Origin of the sequence: Klebsiella sp. ZJOU C1, assembly GCF_035620215.1 — a bacterium.
Classification (GTDB): domain Bacteria; phylum Pseudomonadota; class Gammaproteobacteria; order Enterobacterales; family Enterobacteriaceae; genus Klebsiella; species Klebsiella variicola.
Genome location: NZ_CP141644.1, coordinates 3,686,247 through 3,713,141, shown reverse-complemented (window position 1 = coordinate 3,713,141; position 26,895 = coordinate 3,686,247). Strand labels below are relative to the sequence as shown.

The 26,895-nt window shown below is 49.3% G+C and carries 19 protein-coding genes; 17 read left to right on the top strand and 2 right to left on the bottom strand.

Annotated elements, in window-relative coordinates:
• Window positions 1-16: 16 nt before the first annotated feature.
• From wcaJ to ugd, 9 genes are all read left to right on the top strand, one after another.
• Window positions 17-1,414 (top strand): undecaprenyl-phosphate glucose phosphotransferase, encoded by a 1,398-nt coding sequence (gene wcaJ, locus SPE70_RS17820; protein WP_110209705.1) that lies wholly within the window; start codon window positions 17-19, stop codon window positions 1,412-1,414.
• 21 nt (window positions 1,415-1,435) lie between these two features.
• A complete protein-coding gene (locus SPE70_RS17815) occupies window positions 1,436-2,416 on the top strand; it encodes a glycosyltransferase family 2 protein (protein WP_324726395.1) in 981 nt (326 codons plus the stop codon).
• A gap of 18 nt (window positions 2,417-2,434) precedes the next feature.
• Window positions 2,435-3,340: a hypothetical protein gene (locus SPE70_RS17810; protein WP_023340504.1), complete on the top strand. Its 906-nt coding sequence runs from the start codon at window positions 2,435-2,437 to the stop codon at window positions 3,338-3,340.
• Window positions 3,341-3,373: 33 nt separating this feature from the next.
• Window positions 3,374-4,906, top strand: coding sequence for an oligosaccharide flippase family protein (locus SPE70_RS17805; protein WP_023340503.1), 1,533 nt, complete (start codon window positions 3,374-3,376; stop codon window positions 4,904-4,906).
• Between the two features lie 65 nt (window positions 4,907-4,971).
• Window positions 4,972-5,991 (top strand): glycosyltransferase family protein, encoded by a 1,020-nt coding sequence (locus tag SPE70_RS17800; RefSeq protein WP_023340502.1) that lies wholly within the window; start codon window positions 4,972-4,974, stop codon window positions 5,989-5,991.
• Window positions 5,992-6,166: 175 nt separating this feature from the next.
• The gene (gene gndA / locus SPE70_RS17795) at window positions 6,167-7,573 is read left to right on the top strand and encodes an NADP-dependent phosphogluconate dehydrogenase (protein ID WP_000043543.1); all 1,407 of its coding nucleotides are present in this window, start codon (window positions 6,167-6,169) and stop codon (window positions 7,571-7,573) included.
• A 226-nt stretch (window positions 7,574-7,799) separates the two neighbouring features.
• Complete coding sequence (locus SPE70_RS17790; RefSeq protein WP_012967599.1) at window positions 7,800-9,215, top strand: mannose-1-phosphate guanylyltransferase/mannose-6-phosphate isomerase; 1,416 nt, start codon at window positions 7,800-7,802, stop codon at window positions 9,213-9,215.
• Window positions 9,216-9,237: 22 nt separating this feature from the next.
• The gene (rfbK, locus tag SPE70_RS17785; protein WP_004899416.1) at window positions 9,238-10,608 is read left to right on the top strand and encodes an O9 family phosphomannomutase RfbK; all 1,371 of its coding nucleotides are present in this window, start codon (window positions 9,238-9,240) and stop codon (window positions 10,606-10,608) included.
• A gap of 163 nt (window positions 10,609-10,771) precedes the next feature.
• Window positions 10,772-11,938 carry a UDP-glucose 6-dehydrogenase gene (gene ugd / locus SPE70_RS17780; RefSeq protein ID WP_000704907.1) on the top strand — a complete coding sequence of 389 codons (1,167 nt, stop codon included), beginning with the start codon at window positions 10,772-10,774 and terminating at the stop codon, window positions 11,936-11,938.
• A 422-nt stretch (window positions 11,939-12,360) separates the two neighbouring features.
• Here ugd and SPE70_RS17775 read toward each other — a convergent pair whose 3' ends face one another.
• Both SPE70_RS17775 and SPE70_RS17770 read right to left on the bottom strand, forming a co-directional pair.
• Window positions 12,361-12,483, bottom strand: coding sequence for a small membrane protein (locus SPE70_RS17775; protein WP_004144151.1), 123 nt, complete (start codon window positions 12,481-12,483; stop codon window positions 12,361-12,363).
• Between the two features lie 399 nt (window positions 12,484-12,882).
• Window positions 12,883-13,887 carry an NAD-dependent epimerase gene (locus SPE70_RS17770; protein WP_008804104.1) on the bottom strand — a complete coding sequence of 335 codons (1,005 nt, stop codon included), beginning with the start codon at window positions 13,885-13,887 and terminating at the stop codon, window positions 12,883-12,885.
• 1,077 nt (window positions 13,888-14,964) lie between these two features.
• Here SPE70_RS17770 and SPE70_RS17765 point away from each other — a divergent pair.
• From SPE70_RS17765 to wbdC, 8 genes are read left to right on the top strand one after another with little or no spacing between them, the layout of a single operon-like run.
• On the top strand, window positions 14,965-16,380 hold the full coding sequence (locus SPE70_RS17765) for a mannose-1-phosphate guanylyltransferase/mannose-6-phosphate isomerase (protein ID WP_012967599.1): 1,416 nt from the start codon (window positions 14,965-14,967) through the stop codon (window positions 16,378-16,380).
• Window positions 16,381-16,402: 22 nt separating this feature from the next.
• Window positions 16,403-17,785, top strand: a complete 1,383-nt coding sequence (gene rfbK, locus SPE70_RS17760) for an O9 family phosphomannomutase RfbK (protein WP_012967600.1) — start codon at window positions 16,403-16,405, stop codon at window positions 17,783-17,785.
• A 5-nt stretch (window positions 17,786-17,790) separates the two neighbouring features.
• Window positions 17,791-18,576 (top strand): O9 family O-antigen export ABC transporter permease subunit, encoded by a 786-nt coding sequence (gene wzm, locus SPE70_RS17755; protein ID WP_012541095.1) that lies wholly within the window; start codon window positions 17,791-17,793, stop codon window positions 18,574-18,576.
• 2 nt (window positions 18,577-18,578) lie between these two features.
• Window positions 18,579-19,874: an O9 family O-antigen export ABC transporter ATP-binding subunit gene (wzt, locus tag SPE70_RS17750; protein WP_012541096.1), complete on the top strand. Its 1,296-nt coding sequence runs from the start codon at window positions 18,579-18,581 to the stop codon at window positions 19,872-19,874.
• 19 nt (window positions 19,875-19,893) lie between these two features.
• Window positions 19,894-22,020 (top strand): class I SAM-dependent methyltransferase, encoded by a 2,127-nt coding sequence (locus SPE70_RS17745; RefSeq protein WP_012967601.1) that lies wholly within the window; start codon window positions 19,894-19,896, stop codon window positions 22,018-22,020.
• A gap of 10 nt (window positions 22,021-22,030) precedes the next feature.
• Window positions 22,031-24,553 carry a polymannosyl GlcNAc-diphospho-ditrans,octacis-undecaprenol 2,3-alpha-mannosylpolymerase WbdA gene (gene wbdA, locus SPE70_RS17740; protein ID WP_023340496.1) on the top strand — a complete coding sequence of 841 codons (2,523 nt, stop codon included), beginning with the start codon at window positions 22,031-22,033 and terminating at the stop codon, window positions 24,551-24,553.
• A gap of 46 nt (window positions 24,554-24,599) precedes the next feature.
• The gene (locus SPE70_RS17735) at window positions 24,600-25,745 is read left to right on the top strand and encodes a glycosyltransferase family 4 protein (protein ID WP_136047304.1); all 1,146 of its coding nucleotides are present in this window, start codon (window positions 24,600-24,602) and stop codon (window positions 25,743-25,745) included.
• A 9-nt stretch (window positions 25,746-25,754) separates the two neighbouring features.
• A complete protein-coding gene (gene wbdC, locus SPE70_RS17730) occupies window positions 25,755-26,870 on the top strand; it encodes an N-acetyl-alpha-D-glucosaminyl-diphospho-ditrans,octacis-undecaprenol 3-alpha-mannosyltransferase WbdC (protein WP_004184789.1) in 1,116 nt (371 codons plus the stop codon).
• Window positions 26,871-26,895: the final 25 nt, after the last annotated feature.

Here is a 26,895-nt window from a genome sequence, read left to right as displayed (position 1 = left end):
TTATGGCGGATTTAGTATGACAACCTTTACTCATCGTGCACGTGTAAATGCAAATGCTTCATTAATATCCATGGTCCAAAGGTTTTCGGATATCCTTATTATTTTTTTGGGGTTGTATTTTACTTGTTTATTTAACCGAACGCCATTTACATACAATGAAGTTCTATATTATTTGACAGTATTGGTTATTTTTCAGATGATTGGAGGAATTACAGATTTCTATCGATCTTGGAGAGGGGTTCGTATATCAACCGAGTTAACCTTAATACTGAAAAATTGGTCGCTTAGTATATTGTTAAATCTAAGTATAATATCTCTATATGCGGATGATAACTTAGGTTTTAGCTTTTTTATGCAGTGGTACTTAGTAGTATCCTTAGGATTCATATGTTGTCGTACAACTATCAGACTCGGAGCCGGTGTATTAAGAAAATTTGGATACAATACGAGAAGAGTAGCAGTAGTAGGAACATTGCCAGCAGGTATAAACTTACTTAAAGGTTTTTTGGAAGAACCTTGGCTTGGCTTCATTGTCAAGGGTATATACGATGAAAATCCTGTTAATGACCATAACGGGATACCTTTTGTCGGAGACTTGTCGAAATTAATTTTAGATGCAAGACATGGTGAGTTAGACAGAATCTATATCGCAATGAACATGCATGATGAGGCAAAAATCAAAAAAGTAATAAGTGAATTATCAGATACTACATGCTCTGTTCTCCTTATTCCTGATATTTTTACATTTAATATATTACAATCTAGAACTGAAGAGATTAATGGTGTCCCTGTAGTCCCTTTGTATGAGTCCCCATTAAGTGGGATTAATATGGTTTTTAAACGCCTAGAGGATATAATTGTATCATTATCTATACTGATTGTAATTTCTCCAGTTTTATTAATTATTGCTTGTGCGGTCAAATTCACATCGCCCGGTCCAGTGATATTTAGACAAATTAGATATGGTATGGACGGGAAGTCTATTAAAGTTTGGAAGTTTAGATCAATGACTGTTATGGAAAATGATCACAACGTCACCCAGGCAACAAAACATGACCTTAGAGTTACTAAAGTAGGTAGGTTTTTACGTCGAACATCTTTGGATGAATTACCTCAATTTTTTAATGTTCTATTTGGACAAATGTCTGTAGTTGGTCCACGGCCACATGCAGTTTCTCACAATGAACAATATCGTACACTAATCAAAGGTTATATGTTACGACATAAAGTTAAACCGGGCATTACTGGTCTTGCACAAGTAAACGGTTGGCGAGGAGAAACGGATACGCTGGATAAAATGCAAAAAAGGGTAGAATACGATCTCCTTTATATTCGTAACTGGAGTATTTGGTTGGATTTGAAAATAATATTTCTAACTATTTTCAAAGGGTTTGTAAATAAATCAGCTTATTAAGTCTATACAGAGACATTTAAAATGTGTAAAGTAAGTGTTATTATTCCTGTTTATAATGTTGAAAAGTATTTGTCAGAGTGTATTGATTCGTTGTTAGAACAAACATTTGAAGAAGCTGAGTTTATTTTTGTTAATGATGGTAGTACAGACCTATCTGCCAATATTTTAGAAAAGTATAAAGAATTAGATAAAAGAATTATTATAATAAATAAAAATAATGGCGGGGTTGTTACTACACGGCCAGTTGGATTAAAATCCGCATCAGGACAATACATTATGTTTTTGGATAGTGATGATACGCTTCCTCCTAATGCGATAGAAACAATGTATAGTCTCGCAATTTCTAATAATTGCGATGTTGTAGCAGGAAGTCATGATGGCATTTATAATGGTATTATTACTAGGCCGGTGAGGTGGCAAACTAATAAGTATGATAAGAGCGTCGATTTTTTAGCTGATTCTGTCGCCGTAAATAATTTCTATTTATGGGGGAAATTGTTTCGTAAGGAATTATTTAATAGAGAAATCATTTATGGAGATTCAAATTATGGTGAAGATGGTATTTTCCTAATACAAATTTTAAAAGGTGCTAAGATCATAGCAACAACAAATATTGTTGTATATAAGTATAGATTACGTGATGATAGCTTGACTTCATCTCCTACAGCTAAATTATTCATGGATAGATATAGATCTTCACTATTTATTTATAACTATATTATAGCTAACTTCGCGAATGATAATATAAAAAGTATTGTTGAAAGCTATTTTATACATCAAGTATACAAAATGTTAATCGATTGTGGTGGAGTATTTATTCAGGAATATAATTCCCCTGTCTTTTCTGTTGATATGCTACATAATAATAAGAAAAGAATTTTAAAGATATCATTTCTTGAATATTTTATATTAAGTGTTTATGTTCACTCTCCTAAAATGTCAGTTAATATAATTCATTCATTAAAATCCATTAAGAAATTTTTTAAATCGATTAAACGTTGATATTGTTTTGGAGTAAATATGAAACCCAAGAATTTTATTCAAAAATGTAAGTCTTATTATATTTATAAGATACAAGATCCTCTGCTTTCAATGATTTACACAAGGTTATTTGAGAGAAATAATAAGATTAAAAGTGGACGTTATCAAAACCTTGAAAATGTATTGCCCAATGTAGATGTTAGCTTAACAACACACGGTGATCGCATTGCAAGTGTACATATTACGATTGAGTCAATATTAAGTGGTAAAGTTTTACCAGCAAGAATTATACTATGGTTAGATAATGAAAATGCTATTAAAAATCTACCTTTGTCTCTGGTTAGGCTTAAGGATAGAGGCTTAGAAATAAAACTTTCTAAAAACTACGGTCCACATACTAAATATTTTCCGTATATTTTGGAGAGAAAGCATAATGATTATTTAGTTACAGCGGATGATGATATCATTTATCCGAAGAACTGGTTGTTTGATTTATATTCTGCTGCTAAAACCTGTTCTGATGTAATTGTCTGCCATCGTGCACATGAAATTACTTTTGATGGACGAGGAAAATTTAAACCTTATGAAGAATGGAATGCATGTAGCTCAATTGAAAAAAATATTGCTTTTTTTGCAACTGGCGTTTCTGGTGTGATTTATCCTAAAAACTTCCTTGATCATTTGTATAAAGCTGGTGACGATTTTATAAATAAATGTCCTCGAGCCGATGATGTTTGGCTACATTACATGGCATATTTAAATAACTATAAGGTCATGCAACTTAAAAAAACGAGCGCTCATTTTTTGATTGTTAATAACACCCAACACTTGGGACTTATGAATACCAATGTATTAATGAGCCAAAATGATAGCCAAATATTAAAAACATATTCCTTCAAGGATATGGAAAATATTTTTTTATTGAGTAAGGTATGCAATCAATAAAAAACCAATAACTAATTATATGACGTTGGATATATGTCAAAGAATAAACTCATAGTAAAAAACACTCTTTACTTGGCTATAAGGACATTGTTGTCATTATTCATCTCATTCTACACAACTAGAATTGTTCTGCATGAACTAGGTGTGTCAGATTACGGTCTTTTTAGTGTCATTTTTGGAACTGTAGCATTTTTTGTATTTATTGTATCAGCTATGAACGATTCGGTGCAAAGATTCATCTCTATTAATTTAGGAGCCAATAATTATTCTGCGGTCAGTAATACGTTGAAAAATAGTATATTGATATATTTTTTAGGAGGAATGTTCTTCTTTATTCTTTTGCTTATAATTAGAGGTTACGTTATAGGCCATGTACTGACCATCGATGTTAATTCATTGTCGACAGCCAAAGAAGTATATATTATTGCATTGTTTTCAATCTTTATCTCTATTATTCAGACTCCTTTTAATGCACTTGTATTAGCACATGAAAAGATGTCTTTTTACGCGTATATGGCAATATTTGATTCCCTTTCAAAACTTATTGTTTCTTTTGTGCTTACTGTTTTGCCTTACAATAAGTTAATTATATACTCATTATTGCTTTTATTGTCGTCTTTGACCAGCTTCTGTATATATGTTTTCTATTGTTACAAAAATTTTCCTCTGTCTTTTAAAGGCGGGGTATTAAGTCGTAAGGTAATTAAAGATATTACAATGTTTTCATTTTGGAATACATTTGGAAATTTTGCATATGTGTGTAGAACGCAAGGGATTAATATAGCGATAAATGTTTTTTTTGCAACCACTGTCAATGCTGCTTATGCTTTATCAGCAACTATTCTTAATGCCATTAATTCGTTAACTCAGTCATTAGTTTCGGCGGTACGACCACAAATATTTAAGTCATATGCTGAGAAGAATGAGCAGAGATACCTTACGTTGGTAACTTACTGTTCAAAATATACTTTTTCATTCCTTTTTTTAATATCCTGCCCGGTACTTATATGCACAAAAGAACTTTTGTCTGTTTGGTTAGTTAACATTCCACCTTACACTATAGGATTCGTCCGGTTGGTTATTATTGTTGCGTTAATTGATAGCTTTTCATCAAGCGTTATTGCTGGTGTACAGGCTGTTGGCAAAATAAAAATCTATCAATTGACGGTTAGTTTTTTTGTTTTCATTAGTTTACCTTTTGCATATTTCCTTTTTAAATTAGGGTTTTCTCCTTTTAGCGCATATATTCCCTTGATAATCACATCGATTATAAATCTATTTCTAAGATCGTACTTTCTTGCTAAATATACAAGCTTCGATTTTAATGCCTATCTTTTTAAAATTGTTTTGCCATGTGTTTTTTCAGCTGGTGTAACTTATGCTATTTCATATTATATTAATGTATCCTTCTCTCCCGACGGTATATTATTAACATTACTTGCCTGCTCTTTTTACTCATTTATTTATCTGATTTTTGCTTTGGTTTTTGTAGTGAGCAAATTTGAAAGGAAAGTTATTTTATCGACAGTGATTTCTAAATACCATGTTTTTCGCATGAGGAAATAGCTACACACTTCGCGGCCTTATTGCACCACGAGATTAGGTTTATTATTTTTTTTTGGGGAGCTATAATGAAACTGTATTATTATAAAGATGTTATTGGGAATTTTGGTGATGATTTAAATTCCTGGCTTTGGGATGCTCTTATTCCAGATTTTTTCGATCAAGATGAGTCTGTTAGAATGTCAGGAATCGGAACTATTATAAACACAGCCATGCCAAAGGCTGGTAAATGGGTGGTTTTTTCAAGCGGAGTTGGTTATGGTAATCCCCCAAATAATTTTGGTGATGATTCATGGGATATTCTTGCAGTTAGAGGTCCATTAAGTGCTAAAGTGCTTGGGTTGTCAGAAGATAAGTACATAACCGATGGTGCTGCATTATTAAATACTCTTGAGGAATTTAAACCCTTATCCGAAAAAGAAAGGAATGGCACGATTTTTATACCACATCATCATGCACTTTTAACAGGTAACTGGCAGTATGTATGTGAACAGGCTGGTGTTGAATTTGTAAATCCACAATGGGATGCAAAGGTCGTTATAAATAAAATTCGAGGGGCAAAAATGGTTTTAGCAGATGCAATGCATGCTGCTATTATCGCTGATGCGATGCGCGTTCCATGGCTTCCTTTAATAACATCTCCTCAGATAAATACCTTTAAATGGTTGGATTGGACTCAGACAATTAAGGAAAAATATTCTCCACTGGTTTTAGGTAGTAGCAGTTTACGTGAGTCAATTCGCAGCCGAGGTTTGGGTTTTTATGGAGAGAATTATTATATTAAGGATCTAACTCTGGATTCCGCCCTGTCTGATTTCTATAACAAGAGAACGTATAAAGGTAGACCATGGTGGCCCAAATATAATAAAGTTGCAAAGAAGTTAGTATCAGTTGTTCCTGATAAGATTGCTTTATCTTTAGGGGAAGCAACTCTAAATAAGTTAGACCTAAAGTATATTGAATCTGCTGTTAAAATGCTTGAGTCCTGCAAGGCAAGACAACCATTTTTAAGCAATGATAATGTTTTTTATGAAAACGTAAGTAAACTAATGTCTTGCGTCGATAAAGTTAAAAAATATAAAGTTTGATTTTCATAGAAATGTCTTTTATTAATTGCATTTAAAATATTCCATACTAAATAAGTAACTCTCTTACAAGAGAATTACATAGTTTATGCTATGAGTTTTTTACGTTTTACGCTAACATAATGTTATTACAAACCTGCGAACATGTCGCAGTGACCACACCTGACAGGAGTATGTAATGTCCAAGCAACAGATCGGGGTTGTCGGTATGGCCGTGATGGGGCGCAACCTAGCGCTGAACATCGAAAGCCGTGGTTATACCGTCTCCGTTTTCAACCGCTCCCGTGAAAAGACCGAAGAAGTTATTGCCGAAAATCCAGGCAAGAAACTGGTTCCTTACTACACAGTACAAGAGTTTGTTGAATCCCTCGAAACACCACGTCGTATCCTGTTGATGGTGAAGGCCGGGGCTGGCACCGACAGCGCTATCGATTCCCTGAAGCCTTACCTCGACAAAGGCGACATCATCATTGATGGCGGCAATACCTTTTTCCAGGACACTATCCGTCGTAATCGTGAGCTGTCTGCCGAAGGTTTTAACTTTATCGGTACCGGTGTTTCCGGTGGTGAAGAGGGAGCTCTGAAAGGGCCTTCCATCATGCCTGGTGGGCAGAAAGAAGCCTATGAGCTGGTCGCTCCGATTCTGAAGCAGATTGCTGCGGTTGCTGAAGACGGTGAGCCATGTGTGACCTATATCGGTGCTGACGGTGCTGGCCATTATGTTAAGATGGTTCATAACGGCATCGAGTATGGAGACATGCAACTGATTGCCGAAGCTTATGCACTGTTGAAAGGCGGTCTGGCGCTTTCCAATGAAGAGCTTGCGCAAACCTTCACTGAATGGAACGAAGGTGAACTGAGCAGCTACCTGATCGACATTACCAAAGATATCTTCACCAAGAAGGATGAAGAAGGTAAGTACCTCGTTGATGTCATTCTTGATGAAGCTGCAAACAAAGGTACCGGCAAGTGGACCAGCCAGAGCTCACTGGATCTCGGCGAACCTCTGTCTCTGATTACCGAGTCCGTATTTGCTCGTTATATCTCTTCGCTAAAAGACCAGCGTGTAGCCGCGTCGAAAGTGCTGAGTGGTCCGCAGGCTCAGCCGGCCGGCGATAAAGCTGAATTTATCGAAAAAGTGCGTCGCGCGTTGTACCTCGGTAAAATCGTTTCCTATGCTCAGGGCTTCTCCCAGCTGCGTGCTGCTTCCGATGAATACAACTGGGATCTTAACTACGGCGAAATCGCTAAGATTTTCCGCGCTGGCTGTATCATTCGTGCGCAGTTCCTGCAGAAGATCACCGATGCTTATGCGCAAAACGCTGGCATTGCTAACCTCCTGCTGGCGCCGTACTTCAAACAGATCGCTGATGACTATCAGCAAGCGCTGCGTGATGTCGTGGCTTATGCCGTGCAGAATGGTATTCCGGTACCGACGTTCTCTGCCGCAATTGCCTACTACGACAGCTACCGTTCCGCAGTTCTGCCAGCTAACCTGATTCAGGCTCAGCGTGATTACTTTGGTGCGCACACCTATAAGCGTACTGATAAAGAAGGTGTATTCCACACAGAATGGTTGGAATAAATTTCTTCACACAGTCAGGCCATTTGGCCTGACTGTTTTTAATTTTATATTTAATGTTGCAACCTGACCTTAAGCATTTCCTTTCTAAAAATATTTCTAATATCTAATTTTTAACCTTTTTAAGAATTTGCCATATTTATTATCTTGTACGCCTATATTAATCTGCTTCTGGCCTCAGTAAATTACTGGGTGTTAAATAACAGGGTTTTAATTAAAGGAAATTAATATGTTACTTCCTGTGATAATGGCTGGCGGTACCGGCAGTCGTCTCTGGCCGATGTCTCGCGAGCTTTACCCGAAACAGTTCCTCCGGCTGTACGGGCAGAACTCCATGCTGCAGGAAACCATCACCCGACTCTCGGGCCTTGAAATCCATGAACCGATGGTCATCTGTAACGAAGAGCACCGCTTCCTGGTGGCCGAACAGCTGCGCCAGCTCAACAAGCTGTCGAACAACATTATTCTTGAGCCGGTCGGGCGCAACACCGCCCCGGCCATCGCCCTGGCGGCCCTCCAGGCCACCCGCCACGGCGACGACCCGCTGATGCTGGTCCTCGCCGCCGACCATATCATCAATAACCAGCCGGTCTTCCACGACGCCATCCGCGTCGCCGAGCAGTATGCCGATGAAGGCCATCTGGTCACCTTCGGTATCGTGCCGAACGCCCCGGAAACCGGCTACGGTTACATCCAGCGCGGCGTGGCCCTCACCGACAGCGCCCACACCCCGTACCAGGTTGCCCGCTTCGTGGAGAAGCCGGACCGCGAGCGCGCCGAGGCCTACCTCGCCTCCGGGGAGTACTACTGGAACAGCGGCATGTTTATGTTCCGCGCCAAAAAATACCTCTCCGAGCTGGCCAAATTCCGCCCGGATATCCTCGAAGCCTGCCAGGCCGCGGTCAATGCCGCCGACAACGGCAGCGACTTCATCAGCATTCCGCATGACATTTTCTGCGAGTGCCCGGACGAGTCCGTGGACTACGCGGTGATGGAGAAAACCGCCGACGCGGTGGTGGTCGGTCTCGATGCCGACTGGAGTGACGTCGGCTCCTGGTCCGCCCTGTGGGAGGTCAGCCCGAAAGACGAGCAGGGTAACGTCCTCAGCGGTGACGCGTGGGTGCATAACAGCGAAAACTGCTACATCAACAGCGACGAGAAGCTGGTGGCGGCCATCGGCGTGGAGAACCTGGTGATTGTCAGCACCAAGGACGCCGTGCTGGTGATGAACCGTGAGCGTTCCCAGGACGTGAAGAAGGCGGTCGAGTTCCTCAAGCAGAACCAGCGCAGCGAGTACAAGCGCCACCGCGAGATTTACCGTCCCTGGGGCCGCTGCGACGTGGTGGTCCAGACCCCGCGCTTCAACGTCAACCGTATCACCGTGAAACCGGGCGGCGCCTTCTCGATGCAGATGCACCACCACCGCGCCGAGCACTGGGTCATTCTCGCCGGCACCGGCCAGGTGACGGTCAACGGCAAGCAGTTCCTGCTGACCGAGAACCAGTCCACCTTTATTCCGATTGGCGCCGAGCACAGCCTGGAAAACCCGGGCCGTATTCCGCTGGAAGTGCTGGAGATCCAGTCGGGGTCGTACCTCGGCGAGGACGACATTATTCGTATTAAAGACCAGTATGGTCGTTGCTAATTTTTTCGGGACAAAACGCAGAATGACACAGTTAACATGCTTTAAGGCTTATGACATCCGGGGTGAACTGGGCGAGGAGCTGAACGAGGACATCGCCTACCGTATCGGCCGCGCCTACGGCGAATTTCTGAAACCCGGGAAGATAGTGGTGGGGGGCGATGTGCGCCTCACCAGCGAGTCGCTGAAGCTGGCGCTGGCCCGCGGGCTGATGGACGCCGGCACCGACGTGCTGGATATCGGCCTGAGCGGCACGGAAGAGATTTACTTCGCCACCTTCCACCTCGGGGTGGACGGCGGCATCGAGGTGACGGCGAGCCATAACCCGATGAACTACAACGGCATGAAGCTGGTGCGCGAGAACGCGAAGCCCATCAGCGGCGACACCGGCCTGCGGGATATCCAGCGCCTCGCGGAGGAGAACCAGTTCCCGCCGGTGGACCCGGCGCGTCGCGGAACCCTGCGTCAGATATCGGTGCTGAAGGAGTACGTCGACCACCTGATGGGCTACGTGGACCTGGCGAACTTCACCCGTCCGCTGAAGCTGGTGGTGAACTCCGGCAACGGGGCGGCGGGGCACGTGATTGATGAGGTGGAGAAACGCTTCGCGGCGGCCGGGGCGCCGGTGACCTTTATCAAGGTGCATCACCAGCCGGACGGCCATTTCCCGAACGGTATCCCGAACCCGCTGCTGCCGGAGTGCCGTCAGGACACCGCCGACGCGGTGCGTGCGCATCAGGCAGACATGGGTATCGCCTTTGACGGCGACTTCGACCGCTGCTTCCTGTTCGATGACGAGGCGTCGTTTATCGAGGGGTACTACATTGTCGGCCTGCTGGCGGAAGCGTTCCTGCAGAAACAGCCGGGGGCGAAAATCATTCACGACCCGCGTCTGACGTGGAACACGGTGGACATCGTGACCCGCAGCGGCGGCCAGCCGGTGATGTCGAAGACGGGGCATGCGTTCATCAAGGAGCGGATGCGCCAGGAAGACGCCATCTACGGCGGGGAGATGAGTGCGCACCATTACTTCCGCGACTTCGCCTACTGCGACAGCGGGATGATCCCGTGGCTGCTGGTGGCGGAGCTGCTGTGCCTGAAGAACAGTTCGCTGAAATCGCTGGTGGCGGACCGCCAGGCGGCGTTCCCGGCGTCGGGGGAGATCAACCGCAAGCTGGGGAATGCGGCGGAGGCGATAGCGCGCATCCGGGCGCAGTATGAGCCGGCGGCCGCACACATCGACACAACGGACGGTATCAGTATTGAATACCCTGAGTGGCGCTTTAACCTGCGCACGTCCAATACCGAGCCGGTGGTGCGTCTGAACGTGGAGTCCAGAGCGGATACTGCGTTAATGAATGCAAAAACCGAAGAGATTTTAGCTCTTCTCAAGTAATGCATTATCCATAATGGAAGCCATAGGGTCAGATTTTAATCGTATTATTGACCTTATGGCTTATTCTTGACATCCCACTGGTCAAAGCGTAAAACCGCCCACAGCAATGTTTAAATTCGTGGCTATCCGCCATTACCCAGTTAACTGATTAAAGTGTAATCGAATGAAAATTACTATTTCCGGTACAGGTTATGTTGGTTTATCGAACGGTGTCCTGATTGCGCAAAACCACGAAGTGGTTGCTCTGGATATCGTACAGGCCAAAGTGGATATGCTTAACCAGAAGATCTCTCCGATTGTGGATAAAGAGATTCAGGAATATCTGGCAGAAAAACCGTTAAATTTCCGTGCCACCACGGACAAGCACGACGCCTATCGTAATGCCGACTACGTGATTATTGCGACGCCGACCGATTACGATCCCAAAACCAACTACTTCAACACCTCTACGGTGGAAGCGGTTATTCGCGATGTCACTGAGATCAACCCGAACGCGGTGATGATCATTAAATCGACCATCCCTGTGGGGTTCACCCGCGACATCAAAGAACGTTTAGGGATTGATAATGTTATTTTCTCTCCTGAGTTCCTGCGTGAAGGCCGTGCGCTGTACGACAACCTGCACCCATCGCGCATTGTCATTGGTGAGCGCTCTGCGCGTGCCGAACGTTTCGCAGACCTGCTGAAAGAAGGCGCGATCAAGCAGGATATCCCGACCCTGTTTACCGACTCCACTGAAGCGGAAGCGATCAAACTGTTCGCGAACACCTATCTGGCGCTGCGCGTTGCCTATTTCAACGAGCTCGACAGCTATGCTGAAAGCCAGGGGCTGAACAGCAAGCAGATTATCGAAGGGGTATGTCTGGATCCGCGTATCGGCAACCACTATAACAACCCGTCCTTTGGCTATGGCGGCTACTGCCTGCCGAAAGATACCAAGCAGCTGCTGGCGAACTACGAATCGGTCCCGAACAATATCATCGCGGCTATCGTGGATGCTAACCGTACCCGTAAAGACTTTATCGCGGATTCTATTCTCGCCCGTAAGCCGAAAGTGGTGGGTGTGTATCGCCTGATCATGAAGAGTGGTTCGGACAACTTCCGTGCCTCTTCTATTCAGGGCATTATGAAGCGCATCAAGGCGAAAGGTATTCCGGTTATTATCTATGAACCGGTGATGCAGGAAGATGAGTTCTTCAACTCCCGCGTCGTGCGCGATCTGGATGCCTTCAAACAAGAAGCGGATGTGATCATCTCTAACCGTATGGCGGAAGAGCTGGCGGATGTGGCGGACAAGGTATACACCCGCGATCTGTTTGGTAACGATTAATTCTGCCTGTCTGAGACTGGCGGTTCCCTGCCGCCAGTGTTCTTCTTTATCTCCCCGTTATATCCCTCACTCCGCGTATTTCTCGCACATTCAGATTAGCCTCAATAAATTGTGATGGACATTACGATCCTGCTCAAAAGCCGTTGCGGGTTGAAAACAGGTCCGATAAGTTAAACTTACCTTGTGAAGAGCTACCGTCACTGTGATGTAGATGCCGGAGATAAGCGCCGGGAGGTAAAACAAAGCCTGCAACGCAGGCTTTTGTTATTTATGCCCTATGGAAATATGATGAACAGGGCGCGATTAACACTATTTTTTCTTGCCTTAATGCCACGCCAAAAAGCAGAATGAACGCTCATTCTGTAATATCATTTTTTTATCTCTTAATGTTATCTTAATCTAATTGCAATACAGAGCGGTCCTTACCACTTGCGTTTATTAAACGTCAGTTTCGTTTTCTTTCTGTCTTTTAAATAAGAAATCAAGAAATAAACGGAAACAGCAAGTAGTATGGCAGCCACCACTAAGAAAAATAGGTTTTCCATAATATCTACCACAGAGCGTATGTTGATTGAATTATTAGTTTGATAAGCAATGCACCAGTTTTGTTCTGTTGCATGGCTTGCTCTAACATATCCTGGATTTAGGAAAATTCCTACAGAGAGTAATGTTTTTGCTCAATCAGCATATAATGCTGTTTCCACTCACCAAATTGGGATGGATGACAGAAAAGTTTGAGTGCCTGGCGCGCGGATATTTGCTTTTTTGAAAAAGGCTGGATGAAACTGGTTTCAGGCGTGCGAGAAAAAAGGTAAAAAATCTGTCTATAGCACAAAATATTATATATAAAACAATGAATGTGCATTCAGTCGACATATAGTCAGGATAACGGAGTTTCCATAGAAGAGGTTGCCGCAACCTGACGATTGCGGCAGGGCAGGGGATTAGATCTGATAGTAATCCTTATACCACTCGACGAAGTTCTTCACGCCTTCCTTCACTGACGTCTGCGGCTTGAAACCCACCAGGTCATATAGCGGTTGGGTGTCTGCGCTGGTGTCCAGCACATCGCCCGGCTGGATCGGCATCATATTCTTCTTCGCTTCCATCCCCAGCGCCTCTTCCAGGGCGGTGATGTAGTCCATCAGTTCCACCGGCGAGCTGTTGCCAATGTTATAGACTCGATACGGCGCGGAACTGGTGGCCGGCGAACCGCTCTCAACGGTCCAGTCGGCATTAGCCTGCGGGATCACATCCTGAACACGCACCACCGCCTCGACGATGTCGTCGATATAGGTAAAGTCGCGCTTCATTTTGCCGTAGTTGTAGACGTCAATACTTTTCCCTTCCAGCATCGCTTTCGTGAACTTGAACAGCGCCATATCCGGGCGGCCCCAGGGGCCATAGACCGTAAAGAAGCGCAGCCCGGTGGTCGGGATGCTGTACAGATGGGAATAGGTATGCGCCATCAGCTCATTGGCTTTCTTGGTGGCGGCATACAGGGAGACCGGATGATCGACGGAATCTTCGGTGGAGAACGGCATTTTACGGTTAAGGCCATAAACCGAGCTGGAGGAGGCGTACACCAGGTGTTTCACTTTGGTATGACGGCAGCCTTCCAGAATGTTCAGATAACCCATCAGGTTAGCGTCCGCATAGGCATACGGATTTTCCAGCGAGTAACGCACACCGGCCTGGGCGGCCAGGTGGATCACGCGATCAAATTGCTCTGCGGCGAACAGCTTTGCCATACCTTCCCGGTCAGCCAGATCCAGCTGCTGGAAATGGAATGCCGGAGATGCCAGGCGATCCAGACGGGCCTGCTTCAGGCTGACGTCATAATAGTCGTTCATGTTGTCGATCCCGACAACATCATGCCCTTCATTCAGCAGGCGCTGCGCGATATGAAAGCCGATAAAACCTGCGGCACCAGTGACCAAAAACTTCATATTTTTCCTCCGGGGTGTGGATATCCCGTTCTACATAAGTGCCGATTTTACACTGGCTTGCGGTTGGGATCACTTGCTTTGCCGCGTCATCTCCGCCAGACGTGAGGTGAAGGACGTTTTTTCTGGCAAAATAACCGTGGCAAAAGGTGATAAATAACAACGTTTCTCATTTGACTGTTAGCATCCGAATAATAACCTTGTGACTTGTCAGCGGTTTAGCGATTTGTGGCTAAACACAAAGGCAACAAATACCCATTGAGCCCGGCATAAGTTTGTTTAAAGTTATATTTTTTGTGCCCGGTTTATTTATCAAACGGGCTAAAAGCGCGCAATGGTGGCTTTCTTTTCTTCATGGATATCAACAAATTGCTCTTTTTTTGCTTGTTTAATGAATGTTTATGATGTGTGTCATTTGAGTAATCCATTAATCAGTAGGCTTTTTTATTTTTATTCCCGCCGACCAGCGCTATAATCTGCGCACGATTTTCTTTGTGGAATGTGCAGTGTAGAGGCATGAGTCGTTTATCCCACCTATCGGAACATAGCGCCGTTGTTGTGTGCACAGGGCCATCAAGCCTGAATGCGCGTGGTCTCCCTGGCGGCGAAGGCGATGTCTCTTCTTATCTTTCCCCACGTCGTAAACGCTCCTTTCTGACGGTTGCCAGCATCGGCTGGGCGCCCGTTGCGCTTTTTTCGGTGGCGGTAAGGGCATGTGTTTTGCCCTGCGTAAATGAGAAAGTCCTGATGGTTAACCCGGCGGCAAATGCGGAAAGTGTGGTGCATTTGGCGGCCAGGTGAGGGAAGATGCATGTTAAAAGCAGAGATATGCCTGAAGGTATATCTCTGCTTTTAGGTTTTCAGGACACGCGTTCCGCCAGGCTGTCATTGTAGCCGCTGACTGAACGATCTGCCGACAGCCTGAAGCGAAAGAGGGTGGCGCTTAGCCTGGAGCACGGGAGCAGTACGCATTTTGGTTGCGACAGCCAATGGCGGTAGCGTGCCTCAAAAAGGCCACGCCACCTGACGGTCGATTGATTGATAGTAAAATAAAGCAATTATTTATTTAAGGATTTCATTATGTTACTTCCTGTAATTATGGCTGGTGGTACCGGCAGTCGTCTCTGGCCGATGTCTCGCGAGCTTTACCCGAAACAGTTCCTCCGGCTGTACGGGCAGAACTCCATGCTGCAGGAAACCATCACCCGACTCTCGGGCCTTGAAATCCATGAACCGATGGTCATCTGTAACGAAGAGCACCGCTTCCTGGTGGCCGAACAGCTGCGCCAGCTCAACAAGCTGTCGAACAACATTATTCTTGAGCCGGTCGGGCGCAACACCGCCCCGGCCATCGCCCTGGCGGCCCTCCAGGCCACCCGCCACGGCGACGACCCGCTGATGCTGGTCCTCGCCGCCGACCATATCATCAATAACCAGCCGGTCTTCCACGACGCCATCCGCGTCGCCGAGCAGTATGCCGATGAAGGCCATCTGGTCACCTTCGGTATCGTGCCGAACGCCCCGGAAACCGGCTACGGTTACATCCAGCGCGGCGTGGCTCTCACCGACAGCGCCCACACCCCGTACCAGGTGGCCCGCTTCGTGGAGAAGCCGGACCGCGAGCGCGCCGAGGCCTACCTCGCCTCCGGGGAGTACTACTGGAACAGCGGCATGTTTATGTTCCGCGCCAAAAAATACCTCTCCGAGCTGGCCAAATTCCGCCCGGATATCCTCGAAGCCTGCCAGGCCGCGGTCAATGCCGCCGACAACGGCAGCGACTTCATCAGCATTCCGCATGACATTTTCTGCGAGTGCCCGGACGAGTCCGTGGACTACGCGGTGATGGAGAAAACCGCCGACGCGGTGGTGGTCGGTCTCGATGCCGACTGGAGTGACGTCGGCTCCTGGTCCGCCCTGTGGGAGGTCAGCCCGAAAGACGAGCAGGGTAACGTCCTCAGCGGTGACGCGTGGGTGCATAACAGCGAAAACTGCTACATCAACAGCGACGAGAAGCTGGTGGCGGCCATCGGCGTGGAGAACCTGGTGATTGTCAGCACCAAGGACGCCGTGCTGGTGATGAACCGTGAGCGTTCCCAGGACGTGAAGAAGGCGGTCGAGTTCCTCAAGCAGAACCAGCGCAGCGAGTACAAGCGCCACCGCGAGATTTACCGTCCCTGGGGCCGCTGCGACGTGGTGGTCCAGACCCCGCGCTTCAACGTCAACCGTATCACCGTGAAACCGGGCGGCGCCTTCTCGATGCAGATGCACCACCACCGCGCCGAGCACTGGGTCATTCTCGCCGGCACCGGCCAGGTGACGGTCAACGGCAAGCAGTTCCTGCTGACCGAGAACCAGTCCACCTTTATTCCGATTGGCGCCGAGCACAGCCTGGAAAACCCGGGCCGTATTCCGCTGGAAGTGCTGGAGATCCAGTCGGGGTCGTACCTCGGCGAGGACGACATTATTCGTATTAAAGACCAGTATGGTCGTTGCTAATTTTTTCGGGACAAAACGCAGAATGACACAGTTAACATGCTTTAAGGCTTATGACATCCGGGGTGAACTGGGCGAGGAGCTGAACGAGGACATCGCCTACCGTATCGGCCGCGCCTACGGCGAATTTCTGAAACCCGGGAAGATAGTGGTGGGGGGCGATGTGCGCCTCACCAGCGAGTCGCTGAAGCTGGCGCTGGCCCGCGGGCTGATGGACGCCGGCACCGACGTGCTGGATATCGGCCTGAGCGGCACGGAAGAGATTTACTTCGCCACTTTCCACCTCGGGGTGGACGGCGGTATCGAGGTGACGGCGAGCCATAACCCGATGAACTACAACGGCATGAAGCTGGTGCGCGAGAACGCGAAGCCCATCAGCGGCGACACCGGCCTGCGGGATATCCAGCGCCTGGCGGAGGAGAACCAGTTCCCGCCGGTGGACCCGGCGCGTCGCGGAACCCTGCGTCAGATATCGGTGCTGAAGGAGTACGTCGACCACCTGATGGGCTACGTGGACCTGGCGAACTTCACCCGTCCGCTGAAGCTGGTGGTGAACTCCGGCAACGGGGCGGCGGGGCACGTGATTGATGAGGTGGAGAAACGCTTCGCGGCGGCCGGGGCGCCGGTGACCTTTATCAAGGTGCATCACCAGCCGGACGGCCATTTCCCGAACGGTATCCCGAACCCGCTGCTGCCGGAGTGCCGTCAGGACACCGCCGACGCGGTGCGTGCGCATCAGGCGGACATGGGTATCGCCTTTGACGGCGATTTCGACCGCTGCTTCCTGTTCGATGACGAGGCGTCGTTTATCGAGGGGTACTACATTGTCGGCCTGCTGGCGGAAGCGTTCCTGCAGAAGCAGCCGGGGGCGAAAATCATTCACGACCCGCGGCTGACGTGGAACACGGTGGACATCGTGACCCGCAGCGGCGGCCAGCCGGTGATGTCGAAGACGGGGCATGCGTTCATCAAGGAGCGGATGCGCCAGGAAGACGCCATCTACGGCGGGGAGATGAGTGCGCACCATTACTTCCGCGACTTCGCCTACTGCGACAGCGGGATGATCCCGTGGCTGCTGGTGGCGGAGCTGCTGTGCCTGAAGAACAGTTCGCTGAAATCGCTGGTGGCGGACCGCCAGGCGGCGTTCCCGGCGTCGGGGGAGATCAACCGCAAGCTGGGGAATGCGGCGGAGGCGATAGCGCGCATCCGGGCGCAGTATGAGCCGGCGGCCGCACACATCGACACAACGGACGGTATCAGTATTGAATACCCTGAGTGGCGCTTTAACCTGCGCACGTCCAACACGGAGCCGGTGGTGCGTCTGAATGTGGAGTCCAGAGCGGATACTGCGTTAATGAATGAGAAAACCGCCGAGCTGCTCAACCTGTTAAAAGAGGAATCGCTTTGAGTCCTATGTTTTCAGCGATCTATCGCTACCGTGGCTTTATTATTGACAGCGTTAAACGGGACTTTCAGTCCCGTTACCAGACCAGTTTTTTAGGCGCGGCATGGTTGATCTTACAGCCGATCGCCATGATTTCCGTCTATACATTAATTTTTTCAGAGTTAATGCGTGCCCGCCTGGCGGGCATGGATGGTCCTTTTGCCTACAGTATCTACCTCTGTTCCGGGGTATTAACCTGGGGGTTGTTTACGGAAACGCTCGGCAATCTGGTCAACGTTTTTCTGACCAATGCCAATATCCTCAAGAAACTGAGCTTTCCGCGGATCTGTTTACCGATCATTGTCACCGCCTCGGCGTTCATTAACTTCCTGATCATTTTTGGTCTGTTTGTACTGTTTCTGATCGTCACGGGCAATTTCCCGGGCATGATTTTCTTTGAAATCATTCCGGTGCTGATCGTCCAGATGCTGTTTACTCTTGGCCTGGGGATTATCCTCGGGGTGCTGAACGTTTTTGTCCGCGACGTCGGGCAGTTCGTCAATATCCTGCTGCAGTTTTGGTTCTGGTTTACGCCGATTGTTTACGTATCCAAAACGCTGCCGGAATGGGTATCAGGTCTGCTGGCGTATAACCCGATGGCGACCATTATCGGTTCCTACCAGAACGTGATGCTCTATCACCAGAGCCCTAACTGGATGGCGCTGCTTCCGGTCACAGTGGTGTCGGTCATTCTGTTTTTATTTGCCTGGCGTTTATTTAAAAAACATGCCGCTGATATTGTGGACGAGATTTAATCATGAGTATCAAAGTTCAGCACGTCGGCAAGGCGTATAAATATTATCCATCCAAATGGAACCGGGTCATTGAGAAACTACTGCCGGGCGATAAGCCGCGGCACAGCAAGAAATGGGTATTGAAAGATATCAATTTCAGCATTGAACCCGGTGAAGCGGTCGGCATTGTTGGGGTGAACGGCGCAGGTAAAAGTACGTTACTGAAGCTGCTGACTGGCACCACTCAGCCCACCAAAGGTAGCATTGAAATCCAGGGGCGCGTCGCCGCGCTGCTGGAGCTGGGCATGGGCTTCCATCCTGACTTTACCGGCCGGCAGAACGTGTATATGTCCGGGCTGATGATGGGCCTGGGCCGGGAAGAGATCGAGCGCTTAATGCCGGAGATCGAAGCCTTCGCCGATATTGGCGACTACATTGAAGAACCCGTGCGCATCTATTCCAGCGGCATGCAAATGCGCCTGGCGTTCGCTGTCGCCACGGCCTCCCGGCCGGATATTCTGATCGTCGATGAAGCGCTCTCCGTGGGTGACTCCCGTTTTCAGGCGAAATGCTATGCTCGCATCGCGGACTTCAAAAAGCAGGGGACCACGCTGCTGCTGGTTTCCCACAGCGCCGGGGATATCGTCAAGCACTGCGACCGCGCCATTTTCCTCAAAAATGGTGACATCTGCATGGACGGCACCGCCCGCGACGTGACCAACCGTTACCTGGATGAGCTGTTTGGCAAACCGGATAAAGACAGCGCGACAAAAAGCGCAACGGCTATCTCGTCAGCCAGTGGCGAAAGCCAGATGTCTCTCGATGAGATTGAAGATGTGTACCACACGCGCCCAGGCTACCGTCCGGAAGAATATCGCTGGGGGCAGGGTGGCGCGAAAATCATCGATTATCATATCCAGAGCGCCGGGGTTGATTTTCCTCCCTCACTGACGGGTAATCAGCAGACCGATTTTCTGATGAAGGTCGTGTTTGAATACGATTTTGATTGCGTGGTGCCAGGCATACTGATTAAGACCCTCGATGGCTTATTCCTCTACGGAACCAACTCTTTCCTCGCCTCTGAAGGGCGCGAAAATATTTCGGTTTCCCGCGGCGATGTTCGGGTCTTTAAATTTAGCCTTCCGGTTGATTTAAACAGTGGCGATTACCTGCTGTCATTTGGTATCTCTGCCGGCAACCCACAGACGGATATGACGCCGCTGGACAGACGTTACGACTCCATTATTTTACATGTGACCAAGAGCATGGATTTCTGGGGTGTCATCGATCTTAAGTCGTCCTTTACTAGCTACCAATGACGTTGAGAAAAACGATTCCATGACTAAAGACTTAAACACGCTGGTTAGCGAATTACCTGAGATTTATCAAACTATTTTTGGCCATCCCGAATGGGATGGCGACGCCGCTCGTGATTGTAATCAACGCCTCGATTTGATTACCGAACAGTACGATAACTTATCCCGTGCGCTGGGGCGCCCGCTTAACGTTCTCGATCTGGGCTGCGCGCAGGGCTTTTTTAGCCTGAGTCTGGCAAGCAAAGGCGCGACTATCGTTGGTATCGATTTCCAGCAGGAAAATATTAACGTGTGCCGCGCGCTGGCCGAAGAGAACCCCGATTTTGCCGCCGAGTTCCGGGTAGGCAGAATTGAAGAGGTGATCGCCGCGCTGGAAGAGGGCGAGTTTGATCTGGCCATTGGCTTAAGCGTGTTTCACCATATTGTTCACCTTCATGGTATCGATGAAGTTAAACGTCTGCTCTCGCGCCTGGCCGATGTCACCCAGGCGGTGATCCTTGAGCTGGCGGTGAAAGAAGAACCGCTTTACTGGGGCGTTTCTCAGCCGGACGACCCGCGCGAACTGATTGAGCAGTGCGCGTTTTATCGCCTGATCGGTGAGTTTGACACCCATTTATCCCCCGTACCGCGCCCGATGTACCTGGTCAGCAACCACCGGGTGCTGATCAACGATTTTAATCAGCCGTTCCAGCACTGGCAGAATCAGCCCTATGCCGGGGCCGGCCTGGCGCATAAGCGCAGCCGTCGCTACTTCTTTGGCGAAGATTATGTATGCAAGTTTTTCTATTACGACATGCCCCACGGCATCCTGACGGCGGAAGAGAGCCAGCGTAATAAACATGAACTGCATAATGAAATAAAGTTCCTGGCGCAACCGCCAGCGGGCTTTGACGCGCCCGCATTACTGGCCCACGGCGAAAATGCTCAGTCTGGCTGGCTGGTGATGGAAAAACTCCCGGGTCGTTTGCTGAGCGATATGCTGGCAGCCGGGGAGGAGATCGATCGTGAAAAAATCCTCGGTAGCTTGCTTCGTTCCTTAGCGGCGCTGGAGAAACAAGGGTTCTGGCATGACGATGTACGCCCGTGGAACGTGATGGTCGATGCCCGACAGCATGCCCGCTTAATCGACTTCGGCTCTATCGTTACCACGCCGCAGGACTGCAGCTGGCCGACGAACCTTGTCCAGTCGTTCTTCGTGTTTGTGAATGAGCTGTTTGCCGAAAACAAAAGCTGGACTGGTTTCTGGCGCTCGGCGCCTGTTCATCCGTTTAATCTGCCCCAGCCGTGGTCTAACTGGCTGTATGCGGTCTGGCAGGAGCCGGTTGAACGCTGGAACTTTGCCCTGCTGTTGGCGCTGTTCGAGAAGAAAGCGAAGCTGCCTTCAGCTGAACAGCAGCGCGGGGCGACGGAACAGTGGATCATCGCTCAGGAGACGGTGCTGCTGGAGCTCCAGTCCCGGGTGCGTCATGAAAGCGCCGGCTCGGAGGCGTTGCGCGGCCAAATCCATACCCTGGAAGAGCAGATGGCTCAGCTGCAGGCCGCTCAGGATGCGTTAGTCGAGAAAGCTCAACAACCTGTGGAAGTCAGCCATGAACTCGCCTGGCTTGGTGAGAATATGGAGCAGCTGGCGGCGCTGTTGCAGTCGGCACAAGCGCACGCCCAGGCTGACGTTCAGCCCGAGTTGCCCCCTGAAACCGCTGAGCTACTGCAGCGACTGGAAGCCGCTAACCGGGAGATCCACCATTTAAGCAACGAAAACCAGCAGCTTCGCCATGAAATCGAAAAAATCCATCGCAGCCGTTCCTGGAGAATGACCAAAGGTTATCGTTATCTGGGCCTGCAGATCCATTTGCTGAGGCAGTATGGTTTCGTGCAGCGGTGTAAACATTTTATTAAGCGCGTCCTGCGGTTTGTTTTCTCGTTTATGAGAAAACATCCGCAGGTAAAACATACCGCGGTAAATGGTTTACATAAGCTGGGCCTTTATCAGCCTGCCTATCGTTTGTATCGTCGTATGAATCCACTGCCGCACAGTCAGTATCAGGCTGATGCGCAGATTTTATCGCAGACTGAACTGCAAGTGATGCATCCGGAGCTTTTACCTCCGGAGGTTTACGAAATTTATCTCAAACTAACGAAAAATAAATAAGGAGATTAACTTGCATATTTTGATTGATGTCCAGGGTTACCAGTCGGAAAGTAAATTCCGCGGTATCGGTCGCAGTACCCTGGCCATGAGCCGCGCCATTATTGAAAATGCCGGTGAGCATCGCGTCAGTATTTTGATCAATGGTATGTACCCCATTGATAATATCAATGATGTCAAAATGGCCTATCGGGACCTGCTGACGGATGAAGATATGTTCATCTTCTCCGCCGTTGCGCCAACGGCCTATTGCAACATCGAAAACCACGGTCGTAGCAAGGCAGCCCAGGCGGCCCGCGATATCGCTATCGCCAATATCGCGCCTGATATCGTCTATGTTATTAGCTTCTTCGAAGGCCATGGGGATAGTTATACCGTGTCTATTCCGGCGGATAATGTGCCGTGGAAGACGGTGTGTGTATGCCACGATCTGATCCCGCTGTTAAATAAAGAGCGTTACCTCGGCGATCCGAATTTCCGTGAGTTTTATATGAACAAGCTGGCGGAATTTGAGCGGGCAGACGCGATCTTCGCTATTTCGCAGTCGGCAGCTCAGGAAGTGATCGAATATACCGACATCGCCAGCGATCGGGTACTGAACATCTCCTCGGCGGTGGGCGAAGAGTTTGCGGTGATCGATTATTCCGCTGAGCGTATTCAGTCTTTAAAAGAGAAATACAGCCTGCCGGATGAGTTTATCCTAACGCTGGCGATGATCGAGCCGCGGAAAAACATTGAAGCGCTTATTCATGCTTACAGCATGCTGCCTGCCGAACTGCAGCAGCGCTATCCGATGGTGCTCGCGTATAAGGTGCATCCTGAAGATCTGGAGCGTATTCTGCGTCTGGCGGAAAGCTATGGCCTGTCACGCAGCCAGCTTATCTTTACCGGCTTCCTGACCGACGACGATCTGATTGCCTTGTACAACCTTTGCAAACTGTTTGTGTTCCCGTCGCTGCATGAGGGATTCGGCCTGCCGCCGCTGGAAGCGATGCGCTGTGGGGCAGCGACCCTGGGTTCAAACATTACCAGCCTGCCGGAAGTCATTGGCTGGGAAGATGCCATGTTCAATCCGCATGATGTGCAGGACATTCGCCGGGTCATGGAAAAGGCGCTGACCGATGAGGCGTTTTATCGTGAGCTGAAAGCGCATGCTCTCGCGCAGTCGGCCAAATTCTCGTGGGCCAATACCGCCCATCTGGCGATCGAGGGTTTCACTCGTCTGCTGCAGTCGTCCCAAGAGGCGAATGCCGGGCAGGCGGAAAGCGTGACCGCCTCCCGTATCCAGACGATGCAGAAAATCGATGCGCTGAGCGAAGTCGACCGTCTTGGTCTGGCATGGGCGGTTGCGCGCAATAGCTTTAAGCGCCATTCCCGCAAGCTGCTGGTGGACATTTCGGTTCTGGCGAAACATGACGCGAAGACCGGGATCCAGCGCGTCTCGCGCAGTATCCTCAGCGAATTACTGAAATCTGGCGTGCCGGGTTACGAGGTTTCCGCTGTCTACTACACCCCTGGCGAGTGTTATCGCTACGCCAACCAATATCTGTCCAGTCATTTCCCGGGCGAATTTGGCGCTGATGAACCGGTGCTGTTCAGCAAAGACGATGTGCTTATCGCCACCGATCTGACCGCGCATCTCTTCCCGGAGGTGGTGACGCAAATTGACAGCATGCGCGCCGCCGGGGCGTTCGCCTGCTTCGTGGTGCATGATATTCTGCCATTACGCCGCCCGGAGTGGAGTATCGAAGGCATTCAGCGTGAATTCCCGATCTGGCTGTCCTGCCTCGCAGAGCACGCCGATCGGCTGATCTGCGTCTCTGCCAGCGTTGCCGAGGATGTGAAAGCGTGGATTGCGGAAAATCGCCATTGGGTGAAACCGAACCCGCTGCTGACCGTCAGCAACTTCCATCTGGGAGCCGACCTCGATGCCAGCGTACCGTCCACTGGCATGCCGGATAATGCACAGGCGCTGTTAGCAACGATGGCTGCAGCCCCGTCATTTATCATGGTGGGTACCATGGAGCCGCGCAAAGGCCACGCCCAGACGCTGGCCGCCTTCGAGGAACTGTGGCGCGAGGGCAAAGACTACAACTTGTTTATCGTCGGCAAACAGGGCTGGAACGTTGACAGCTTGTGCGAAAAATTACGCCATCATCCGCAGCTGAACAAAAAGCTGTTCTGGCTGCAGAATATCAGCGACGAGTTTTTGGCCGAGCTATACGCTCGTTCACGCGCGCTGATCTTTGCCTCGCAGGGAGAAGGCTTTGGCCTGCCGTTGATTGAAGCGGCGCAGAAAAAGCTGCCAGTGATTATTCGCGACATTCCGGTGTTTAAAGAGATTGCTCAGGAACATGCCTGGTATTTCTCCGGTGAAGCGCCGTCCGACATCGCGAAGGCGGTAGAAGAGTGGTTAGCCCTGTACGAGCAAAACGCGCATCCTCGTTCCGAAAATATCAACTGGTTAACCTGGAAACAGAGCGCGGAATTTCTCCTGAAAAACCTGCCGATTATCGCGCCAGCCGCGAAGCAATAATCGCTATCAACAGGGCTACTCCGGTGGCCCTTGTGATGAGTTCGTTATGAAAATTATTTTTGCTACTGAGCCAATTAAATACCCATTAACGGGCATCGGTCGGTATTCCCTGGAGCTGGTTAAGCGGCTGGCGGTTGCCCGTGAAATCGAAGAGCTGAAGCTGTTTCACGGCGCGTCGTTTATCGATCAGATCCCCCAGGTGGAGAATAAAAGCGATACCAAAGCCAGCAATCATGGTCGTCTGTCGGCGTTTCTGCGCCGCCAGCCGCTGCTGATTGAGGCGTATCGCCTGCTGCATCCGCGGCGCCAGGCGTGGGCATTGCGCGATTACAAAGACTACATTTACCATGGTCCCAATTTCTATCTGCCGCATCGCCTGGAACGCGCCGTGACCACGTTTCATGACATCTCCATTTTTACCTGCCCGGAATATCATCCAAAAGATCGGGTTCGCTATATGGAGAAGTCCCTGCACGAGAGCCTGGATTCGGCGAAGCTGATCCTGACCGTCTCCGACTTCTCGCGCAGTGAAATCATCCGCCTGTTCAACTATCCGGCGGATCGGATCGTCACCACCAAGCTGGCCTGCAGCAGCGACTATATTCCGCGCAGCCCGGCGGAGTGCCTGCCGGTCCTGCAGAAATATCAGCTGGCGTGGCAGGGGTATGCGTTATATATCGGCACCATGGAGCCGCGTAAAAATATCCGCGGTCTGCTGCAGGCCTATCAGCTGCTGCCGATGGAGACCCGCATGCGCTACCCGCTGATCCTCAGCGGTTATCGCGGATGGGAAGACGATGTGCTGTGGCAGTTAGTCGAGCGCGGTACGCGTGAAGGGTGGATCCGTTACCTGGGCTATGTCCCGGATGAAGACCTGCCTTATCTGTACGCGGCGGCCAGAACCTTTGTTTATCCCTCCTTCTATGAGGGATTCGGTTTACCTATTCTTGAAGCGATGTCTTGCGGTGTGCCGGTAGTATGTTCCAATGTCACTTCTTTGCCTGAGGTGGTTGGCGATGCCGGCCTCGTTGCCGATCCTAATGATGTAGACGCGATTAGCGCGCATATTTTGCAGAGCCTGCAGGATGATAGCTGGCGGGAAATCGCCACCGCGCGCGGTCTTGCCCAGGCGAAACAGTTTTCGTGGGAGAACTGTACGATCCAGACCATTAACGCCTATAAATTACTCTAAGGGTGTCAGTTGAGAGTTCTACACGTCTATAAGACCTACTATCCCGATACCTACGGCGGTATTGAGCAGGTCATTTATCAGCTAAGTCAGGGCTGCGCCCGCCGGGGAATCGCAGCCGATGTTTTTACTTTTAGCCCGGACAAAGAGACAGGTCCTGTCGCCTACGAAGACCATCGGGTCATTTATAATAAGCAGCTTTTTGAAATTGCCTCCACGCCGTTTTCGTTGAAAGCGTTAAAGCGTTTTAAGCAGATTAAAGATGATTACGACATCATCAACTACCATTTTCCGTTTCCATTCATGGATATGTTGCATCTTTCGGCGCGGCCTGACGCCAGAACGGTGGTGACCTATCACTCGGATATTGTGAAACAAAAACGGTTAATGAAGTTGTACCAGCCGCTGCAGGAGCGATTCCTCGCCAGCGTAGACTGCATCGTCGCCTCGTCGCCCAACTACGTGGCCTCCAGCCAGACCCTGAAAAAATATCAGGATAAAACCGTGGTGATCCCGTTTGGTCTGGAGCAGCATGACGTGCAACACGATCCACAGCGGGTGGCGCACTGGCGGGAAACCGTCGGCGATAACTTCTTCCTCTTCGTCGGCGCTTTCCGCTACTACAAAGGGCTGCACATTCTGCTGGATGCCGCCGAACGTAGCAGGCTGCCGGTGGTGATCGTCGGGGGCGGGCCGCTGGAGGCGGAAGTGCGTCGTGAGGCGCAGCAACGCGGGCTGAGCAATGTGGTGTTTACCGGCATGCTCAACGACGAAGATAAATACATTCTCTTCCAGCTCTGCCGGGGCGTGGTCTTCCCCTCGCATCTACGTTCCGAAGCGTTTGGCATTACATTACTGGAAGGCGCGCGCTTCGCCAGGCCGCTGATCTCCTGCGAGATCGGCACCGGGACCTCGTTCATTAACCAGGACAAAGTGAATGGCTGTGTGATCCCGCCGAATGACAGTCAGGCGCTGGTGGAGGCGATGAATGAGCTCTGGCATAACGATGAAACCGCCAGCCGCTATGGCGAAAACTCGCGTCGTCGTTTTGAAGAGATGTTTACTGCCGACCATATGATTGACGCTTACGTCAATCTCTACACTACGCTGCTGGAAAGCAAATCCTGAGGTCAGCTACCCCCGCCGTTGCGGC

Bases quoted from the DNA above. Each gene is read 5' to 3' on its own strand.
- wcaJ (WP_110209705.1), top strand. From the start codon at position 17: ATGACAACCTTTACTCATCGTGCACGTGTAAATGCAAATGCTTCATTA.
- SPE70_RS17815 (WP_324726395.1), top strand. From the start codon at position 1,436: ATGTGTAAAGTAAGTGTTATTATTCCTGTTTATAATGTTGAAAAGTAT.
- SPE70_RS17810 (WP_023340504.1), top strand. From the start codon at position 2,435: ATGAAACCCAAGAATTTTATTCAAAAATGTAAGTCTTATTATATTTAT.
- SPE70_RS17805 (WP_023340503.1), top strand. From the start codon at position 3,374: ATGTCAAAGAATAAACTCATAGTAAAAAACACTCTTTACTTGGCTATA.
- SPE70_RS17800 (WP_023340502.1), top strand. From the start codon at position 4,972: ATGAAACTGTATTATTATAAAGATGTTATTGGGAATTTTGGTGATGAT.
- gndA (WP_000043543.1), top strand. From the start codon at position 6,167: ATGTCCAAGCAACAGATCGGGGTTGTCGGTATGGCCGTGATGGGGCGC.
- SPE70_RS17790 (WP_012967599.1), top strand. From the start codon at position 7,800: ATGTTACTTCCTGTGATAATGGCTGGCGGTACCGGCAGTCGTCTCTGG.
- rfbK (WP_004899416.1), top strand. From the start codon at position 9,238: ATGACACAGTTAACATGCTTTAAGGCTTATGACATCCGGGGTGAACTG.
- ugd (WP_000704907.1), top strand. From the start codon at position 10,772: ATGAAAATTACTATTTCCGGTACAGGTTATGTTGGTTTATCGAACGGT.
- SPE70_RS17775 (WP_004144151.1), bottom strand. From the start codon at position 12,483: ATGGAAAACCTATTTTTCTTAGTGGTGGCTGCCATACTACTTGCTGTT.
- SPE70_RS17770 (WP_008804104.1), bottom strand. From the start codon at position 13,887: ATGAAGTTTTTGGTCACTGGTGCCGCAGGTTTTATCGGCTTTCATATC.
- SPE70_RS17765 (WP_012967599.1), top strand. From the start codon at position 14,965: ATGTTACTTCCTGTAATTATGGCTGGTGGTACCGGCAGTCGTCTCTGG.
- rfbK (WP_012967600.1), top strand. From the start codon at position 16,403: ATGACACAGTTAACATGCTTTAAGGCTTATGACATCCGGGGTGAACTG.
- wzm (WP_012541095.1), top strand. From the start codon at position 17,791: ATGTTTTCAGCGATCTATCGCTACCGTGGCTTTATTATTGACAGCGTT.
- wzt (WP_012541096.1), top strand. From the start codon at position 18,579: ATGAGTATCAAAGTTCAGCACGTCGGCAAGGCGTATAAATATTATCCA.
- SPE70_RS17745 (WP_012967601.1), top strand. From the start codon at position 19,894: ATGACTAAAGACTTAAACACGCTGGTTAGCGAATTACCTGAGATTTAT.
- SPE70_RS17735 (WP_136047304.1), top strand. From the start codon at position 24,600: ATGAAAATTATTTTTGCTACTGAGCCAATTAAATACCCATTAACGGGC.